Annotated in this window: 8 protein-coding genes; 5 read left to right on the forward strand and 3 right to left on the reverse strand. The window is 68.1% G+C overall.

Features of this window, described 5'->3' with window-relative positions; all coding sequences use genetic code 11:
* The coding region (locus JMF90_RS40070; protein WP_236597994.1) for a hypothetical protein at nt 1-196 on the forward strand (196 nt) is incomplete at its 5' end.
* Nucleotides 197-320: 124 nt separating this feature from the next.
* Here JMF90_RS40070 and JMF90_RS16800 read toward each other — a convergent pair.
* Entirely contained in the window at nt 321-2,255 is a 1,935-nt protein-coding gene (locus JMF90_RS16800) for an MFS transporter (RefSeq protein ID WP_011545233.1), read from the reverse strand.
* 139 nt (nt 2,256-2,394) lie between these two features.
* Complete coding sequence (locus JMF90_RS16805; protein WP_006488504.1) at nt 2,395-2,850, reverse strand: CBS domain-containing protein; 456 nt, start codon at nt 2,848-2,850, stop codon at nt 2,395-2,397.
* Between the two features lie 157 nt (nt 2,851-3,007).
* Between JMF90_RS16805 and JMF90_RS16810 the strand changes: the two genes are divergently transcribed.
* Entirely contained in the window at nt 3,008-3,325 is a 318-nt protein-coding gene (locus JMF90_RS16810) for an Mpo1-like protein (RefSeq protein WP_006476203.1), read from the forward strand.
* Between the two features lie 15 nt (nt 3,326-3,340).
* On the opposite strand, the gene JMF90_RS16815 is transcribed toward JMF90_RS16810, so the two are convergent.
* Nucleotides 3,341-4,669, reverse strand: a complete 1,329-nt coding sequence (locus tag JMF90_RS16815; protein ID WP_011694267.1) for a YihY family inner membrane protein — start codon at nt 4,667-4,669, stop codon at nt 3,341-3,343.
* 145 nt (nt 4,670-4,814) lie between these two features.
* Between JMF90_RS16815 and wrbA the strand changes: the two genes are divergently transcribed.
* The 3 genes from wrbA to JMF90_RS16830 form a co-directional block, all read left to right on the forward strand.
* Complete coding sequence (gene wrbA, locus JMF90_RS16820; RefSeq protein ID WP_201316850.1) at nt 4,815-5,435, forward strand: NAD(P)H:quinone oxidoreductase; 621 nt, start codon at nt 4,815-4,817, stop codon at nt 5,433-5,435.
* Nucleotides 5,432-5,824 (forward strand): DUF2069 domain-containing protein, encoded by a 393-nt coding sequence (locus JMF90_RS16825; RefSeq protein WP_074800057.1) that lies wholly within the window; start codon nt 5,432-5,434, stop codon nt 5,822-5,824. The genes wrbA and JMF90_RS16825 overlap by 4 nt, the downstream gene beginning before the upstream one ends.
* 18 nt (nt 5,825-5,842) lie before the next feature.
* The coding region (locus tag JMF90_RS16830) for an FAD-binding oxidoreductase (RefSeq protein WP_201325243.1) at nt 5,843-7,084 on the forward strand (1,242 nt) is incomplete at its 3' end.

Here is a 7,084-nt window from a genome sequence, read left to right on the forward strand (position 1 = left end):
AGTGAAAAGCGTGCCGAGGGTATTGCCGGACATGATGGAACCGCCCAAAGAGAAATGGGCAAACCGATGCGCTGCCGGGCCGCAGGCAGGTCGATCGTTTGCCGGTCGAGAAAAAGAGGTAAACCGCTATTATGCCAGCCGTCCCGGGCCCGCGGGCCGCGTGAACCGTTCAGACCACACGGGCCGGCGCGGATAAGGGCAGAGGCAACGCGGTACGGCGATCGCAGGCCCTCGGCGTTACGCGCGGGAGCCGCCGAACCGCGGCCCCCATCCCGGCCCGGTGTGCGGATCGATCATTCCGCGCCGGGCTCGGCGCCCGCCTACTTCCGCGCGCCGCGCAGTTCGGTCACCGCCGCCTGCAACGCCTCGGGCGTCGCCACCGATGCCGGAATCGGCTCGCCGACCGCCAGCGTCAGCCGGCTCATCACGCCGCGCTTGATCGGCCGTGGCATCCGCGCATCGGAATGCCGCGAAAAATAGCTGCCCCACAGCCCGCGCAGCGCCATCGGGATCACCGGCGCCGGCGTGCGGCTCAGGATCTCGGTGATACCGTGGTGGAACGTGTTGATGTCGCCCGTCTTCGTCAGCTTGCCCTCGGGGAAGATACACACGAGCTCGCCGTCCTTCAGCGCGGCCTCGCAGAGGTCGTACGCACGCGCGAGCATCGCGGGGTCCTCGTGGCGCGGTGCGATCGGGATCGCCTTCGCATGCCGGAATACCCAGCTCGCGAAACGCGTCTTGAAGATCCGGTGATCCATCACGAACCGAATCGGACGCGGGCTCGCGGCGGCCAGCACGAGCGCATCGACGTAGCTGACGTGATTGCACACGAGCACTGCCGCCCCTTCCGCCGGAATCCGCTCCGCGTGCACGAGGCGAATCCGGTAGAAGGTATGCACGAGCACCCACGCGACGAAGCGCAGCAGGAACTCGGGCACGAGCAGGTAGATATACGTCGCGACCACGACGTTCAATAGCGCGGTGACGAGGAACAGCCCCGGGATGTCGACCCCGGCCTTGGTCAGCCCCATCGCCATCACGGCCGACAGGATCATGAACAGCGCGTTCAGGATGTTGTTCGCGGCGATGATCCGTGCGCGGTGCGTCGGCGCGCTGCGGCTCTGGATCAGCGCGTACAGCGGCACGCTGTAGAAGCCGCCGAACATCGCGAGCAGGAACAGGTCGGCGAGGATGCGCCAGTGGCGCGCACCGGCCAGGAATTCGCCGACCGACAGCAGATGGCCGGGCGACGGCAGCGCATGGCTCGCGAAATACAGCTCGATCGCGAACACGCTGATGCCGATCGAGCCGAGCGGCACGAGGCCGATCTCGACGCGCCGCTGCGACAGCCGCTCGCACAGCAGCGAGCCGAGGCCGATGCCGACCGAGAACGTCGCGAGCAGGATCGTGACGACGTCGGGGCTCGCGGACAGCACGTCCTTCGCGAAATTGAAGAACGACGTGAGGAAGGTCGCGCCGACGAACCACAGCCACGAAATGCCGAGCAGGCTCAGGAACACCGTGCGGTTCTGGCGCGCGAGGCCGAGGTTGCGCCAGGTTTCGCTGACCGGGTTCCAGTTGATCACGAGGTCGGGCTGCGGCGCGGGTGTCGGCGGCACGCGCTGCGCGACGAGCCGCCCGGCCAGCGCGATGACGACGACACTCACCGCAAGCACGCGCTCGCCGCTGCCTTCGATGCCGGCCGCCGCGCCGCCGATGATCGTGCCGATCAGGATCGCGATGAACGTGCCCATCTCGACGAGCCCGTTGCCGCCGACCAGCTCATGTTCGCCGAGATGCTGCGGCAGGTACGAATACTTGACGGGCCCGAACAGCGTCGAGTGCATCCCCATCATGAACGTGCACAGATACAGCAGCGTTGCGCTGTGCGTGACGAAGCCGGCCGCGCCGACCAGCATCAGCACGATCTCGAACGATTTCACGAAGCGCGTGAGGGTCGCCTTGTCGTATTTGTCGGCGATCTGGCCGGAGGTGGCCGAGAACAGCACGAACGGCAGGATGAAGATCGCGGAAATCAGGAACGCGGCCGTTTTCGCATCGACGCCGGAGAACCGCGCGGTGTGATACGTGACGAGCGACGTGAAACCGATCTTGAAGACGTTGTCGTTCAGCGCGCCGAGGAACTGGGTCGTGAAGAACGGCGCGAAGCGGCGCTCGCGCAGCAGGTCGAACTGCGATGCGTGGGCGCGACGTTCGTCGCGCCGCCCCGAAGTGGCTTGCGTGTGATCGCTCATGCGGAATACGCGCGCATCGTCTGGGCGATGCTGCGCGGGCCTCGTGTTGTCGTTGAAAAAACGGCGGCGCAGGACATGCCTGCGCCGCCGCGTGCCGGATGGCGGCGCCCATGCATCGACGTGCCGGGCGCGGCGCGATTCACGGCTTGTGCGCTTCGGCTTCCGATTCCGGCCAGTCGCGGATGTACGCCTTCAGCATCCGGTTCTCGAAGCTCTGCGCCTCGACGACCGTCTTCGCGACGTCGTAGAACGAAATGACGCCCATCAGCACCTTCTTGTCGAGCACCGGCATGTAGCGTGCGTGACGCTCGAGCATCATCCGGCGCACTTCGTTGACGTCCGTTTCCGGCGTGCACGTGAGCGGCTCGTCCATCACCTTGCGCACCTGCACGTCGCCGATCGCGCCGCCGTTCACGTGCAGGCGCAGGATGATCTCGCGAAACGTCAGCATCCCGACGAGATCGCCGTATTCCATCACGACGAGCGAACCGATGTCGTGTTCGGCCATCGTATCGACCGCTTCGCGCAGCGGCTTATCGGGCGTCACCGTAAACAGCGTGTTGCCCTTCACTTTCAGAATATCGCTGACGCGCATCGTAGTCCCCTCATGCTTGAATACAAAATCTCTTTCGATCCTATCGGAAAGCCTGTCAAAAGGAAAGCACGGGCCGGCGCGGCGGCCCGCCACCGCTTGCGGACACGGGCCGCCGGCCGCACAATGGCCCCATGAACAGCGGCCCGAGGAGACGGCCATGGCGCATACGCATACGGAGCAATTCGCCAGCTTCGCTGACTTCTACCCGTATTACCTGAACGAGCACCAGAACCTGACGTCGCGGCGGCTGCACTTCATCGGCTCGCTCGGCGTGATCGGCTGCGTCGCGATGGCGGTCGCGACCGGCCACTGGCTGTGGCTGCCGGCGGCGGTCGTCTGCGGCTACGGGTTCGCGTGGGTCGGACACTTCTTCTTCGAGAAGAACCGCCCGGCCACGTTCCGGCACCCGATCTACAGCCTGATGGGCGACTGGGTGATGTTCAAGGACATCTGCACCGGCAAGATCCCGCTGTAGCCGCCGGGCCCGCCTTCAGGCAGGCCGCGGCGGCTGCGCGTGCGCGTCGGCCACGCCCGGCGCCGGTGCGGCGCTGCCGGCCGGCTGCCCGCCCGCGAGCCGGTGCGCGGCGATCAGCGATGCGAGCGTCACGTCGAACCGGTCGTTCGACAGCACGTCGAGCAGCGCAGCCCCGTCGACGTGGCTGCGGCGCCGCTGGAGTTGGTAGGTCAGCTCGGTGCGATCGATCACCAGCACGTCGAACAGTTGCGCGAGCGTCAGCTGCTCCGGGTTCGCGAGCAGGATATAGCGCGGCGTGGTCTCCCCGCCGCCGTCGAGCCGCGCGACCCATTCCCGCTCCTCCATCGTCGTCAGCAACCGCTGCGCGGTTTCCATGTCGCAGCGCAGCATCGTCGCGAGCCGCAGCGCCGTGTAGCCGCGCTTGCCGGCCGCACGCGCTTCGGCGAGCCGCGCGAGCAGCTCGAGCGCGTCGAGCAGGTCGCTGCCCGGATAGTGGATGCGGTGGAACTGGCCGACGCGAATCGCCGGCAGCGCCGACGCCACCATCGCGCCCAGCAGCGCGATGAACCAGCTCAAATACACCCACAGCAGGAACACCGGCAGCGCCGCGAACGCGCCGTACACGGCCGTATAGGTCGGAATGCGCCGCACGTAGTAGCCGAAGCCGCGCTTCGCGAGCTCGAACGCGATGGCCGCGAACAGCCCGCCGATCACCGCGTCGCGCCATGCGACCGTGCAGTTCGGCAGGTACACGTACAGCAGCGTGAACGCGAGCACCGTCAACGGCAGCGATGCGAGCGCGAGCAGCCACTCCACCATCGACGTGGACGGCCCCGCGCCGGTGAACGCGAGCGACTGCGTGAACAGGTACGACGAGATCGACAGGCTCACGCCGAACAGCAAGGGCCCGAGCGTGATCAGCGCCCAGTACGCGAGCACGCGCTGCGCGAACGGCCGCGGCTTGCGTACGCGCCAGATCAGGTTGAACGCCGATTCGATCGTCATCATGGTCATCACCGACGTGACGACGAGCACGATCAGGCCCGCCGTGGTCAGCCCCTTGGCCTTCGACGCGAACTGGTTCAGGTACTTGAAGATCTGGATGTTGAACTGCGCGGGCATCAGGTGATCCGCGAGGAACCCCTGCAGCGAGATCTGGAACGACGCGAACATCGGGAACGCCGTGAACAGCGCGAACGCGACCGTCAGGAGCGGCACGAGCGCCAGCAGCGTCGTGAAGGTCAGGCTGCCCGCCACTTGCGGGATGCGATCCTCGGCGCTGCGCCGGGCCGCGAACTGCGCGAGGCGCTTGATGGTGACGAGATCCACGCTCAACTTCGGCAAACGGCTTCTCCTTCTCGATGCTGCGCGCGTCACGGCGCGCCGCCGCCGCGCAGCGCGACGGCTTCAGCCCCTATAATAGCCGCTCGATTCCAGCAGGGGCCGACTGCACCGGGCACGCGCGCGGCCGCACGCGGCTCCGTCGTCCATGAAAGACATCCTCGTCCTCTATTACAGCCGTCACGGCGCCACGCGCGATCTCGCGCTCGCGATCGCGAACGGTATCGACAGCGTGCCGGGCATGCAGGCCCGCATCCGCACCGTGCCGCCCGTGTCGGCCGTCTGCGAAGCCACCGCCCCCGACATCCCGGCCGACGGTCCGCCCTACGCGGAACTGCGCGACCTCGAGGAATGCGCGGGCCTCGCGCTCGGTTCGCCGACCCGCTTCGGCAACATGGCCGCGTCGCTCAAGTATTTCCTCGACGGCACGACGCCGCAATGGCTGTCGGGCGCGCTCACCGGCAAGCCGGCGAGCGTGTTCACGTCGACGGGCAGCCTGCACGGCGGCCAGGAGTCGACGCTGCTGTCGATGATGCTGCCGCTGCTGCATCACGGGATGATGATCGTCGGAATCCCGTACACCGAATCCGCCCTGAGCACGACGCGTACCGGCGGCACGCCGTACGGCGCGTCGCACGTCGCGCAGCACGACCGCTCGGCGCCCGTCGGGCTGTCGGCGGACGAGAAGGCGCTCGCGGCCGCGCTCGGCGTACGGCTCGCACGCGCCGCCGCGGCCCTCGCCAGCGCCCAGGCCGCCGAGGCGGCATGAACGCCCCCGCCCGCCCCGCCATCGCGGCCCGGCCGCGCTACGCGCTGGCCGCCGCCGCGTGTCTCGTCGCGCTGATCGCGCTGTCGCTCGCGTGGGAGCTGTGGCTCGCGCCGCTGCGCCCGGGCGGCTCCGCGCTGATGCTCAAGGCCGTGCCGCTCGCGCTCGCGCTGCCCGGCGTCTGGCGGCGTAACATCTATACGATGCAGTGGGCGAGCATGCTGATCCTCGTCTATCTCGCCGAAGGCATCGTGCGCGGCATGTCCGATCGCGGGCTGTCCGCGACGCTCGGCTGGTGCGAGACCGCGCTTGCCGTCGGCTTCTTCGTGGCGGCGCTGGCTTACGTCGCGCCGTTCAAGCGCGCGGCGAAAAAACCGCGCGCCACGTCCTGACCCTTACGCGACAAGGTGATGATGTCCTCCGAAGCTTTCGTTTCCGCGTGCCGCGACGCGATCGGCGCCGATCACGTTCTGACCGATCCGCACGATACCGAACCGTTCCTGACCGACTGGCGCCGCCGCTACAAGGGCGCGGCGTGCGCGGTGCTGAGGCCCGCGAACACGGCGGAAGTCGCCGCGCTCGTGAAGCTCGCCAACGCGCACGGCGTCGCGCTCGTGCCGCAGGGCGGCAACACGGGCCTCGCCGGCGGCGCGACGCCCGATGCGAGCGGCAGCCAGGCCGTGCTGAGCCTGGCGCGCCTGAACCGCGTACGCGCGCTCGATCCGCACAACAACACGATCACCGTCGAAGCCGGCGTGATCCTCGCCGACGTGCAGGCGCGCGCCCGCGAAGGCGGCCGGCTGTTCGCGCTGAGCCTCGCGGCGGAAGGCAGCTGCACGATCGGCGGCAACCTGTCGACCAATGCGGGCGGCACCGCGGTGCTGCGCTACGGCAACGCGCGGGAGCTGTGCCTCGGGCTCGAGGTCGTGACGCCGCAGGGCGAGATCTGGGACGGGCTGCGCGGACTGCGCAAGGACAACACCGGCTACGACCTGCGCGACCTGTTCATCGGCGCCGAAGGCACGCTCGGGATCATCACGGCGGCCGTGATGAAGCTGCATCCGCTGCCGGCCGCGCAGGTCACAGCGCTGGCCGCGCTCGAATCGCCGCACGCGGCGCTCGATTTCCTCGCGCTCGCGCAGCGCGCGGCCGGGCCGCTGCTGACCGGCTTCGAGCTGATGTCGGATTTCTGCATGCAGCTGGTGGGCAAGCACTATCCGCAACTGCGCTATCCGTTCGCGCAGACGCATGCGCAAACGGTGCTGCTGGAGCTGTCCGACAACGAAAGCGAAGCGCATGCGCGCGCACTGTTCGAGAAGCTGATGGAAGACGCGTTCGAGGCCGGGCTCGTGGTCGACGCGGTAGTCGCGGAGAACCTCGCGCAATCGCGCGCGTTCTGGGACCTGCGCGAGCACATCCCGCTCGCGCAGGCCGACGAAGGGCTCAACATCAAGCACGACATCGCGGTGCCGATCTCGTCGATCGCACGCTTCATCGACGAGACCGACGCGGCGATCCAGCAGGCCGCGCCGGGCGCGCGCATGGTCACGTTCGGCCACCTCGGCGACGGCAACCTGCACTACAACGTGCAGACGCCCGAAGGTGGCGATCCGAAGGCGTTCCTCGCGGAATTCCAGAAGCCGATCAACCGG

This window comes from Burkholderia sp. E168m23 (assembly GCF_016586125.1).
In the GTDB taxonomy this organism is placed as follows: Bacteria; Pseudomonadota; Gammaproteobacteria; order Burkholderiales; family Burkholderiaceae; genus Burkholderia; species Burkholderia orbicola.

Bases quoted from the DNA above. Each gene is read 5' to 3' on its own strand.
- JMF90_RS16805 (WP_006488504.1), bottom strand. From the start codon at position 2,850: ATGCGCGTCAGCGATATTCTGAAAGTGAAGGGCAACACGCTGTTTACG.
- JMF90_RS16825 (WP_074800057.1), top strand. From the start codon at position 5,432: ATGAACGCCCCCGCCCGCCCCGCCATCGCGGCCCGGCCGCGCTACGCG.
- wrbA (WP_201316850.1), top strand. From the start codon at position 4,815: ATGAAAGACATCCTCGTCCTCTATTACAGCCGTCACGGCGCCACGCGC.
- JMF90_RS16810 (WP_006476203.1), top strand. From the start codon at position 3,008: ATGGCGCATACGCATACGGAGCAATTCGCCAGCTTCGCTGACTTCTAC.
- JMF90_RS16800 (WP_011545233.1), bottom strand. From the start codon at position 2,255: ATGAGCGATCACACGCAAGCCACTTCGGGGCGGCGCGACGAACGTCGC.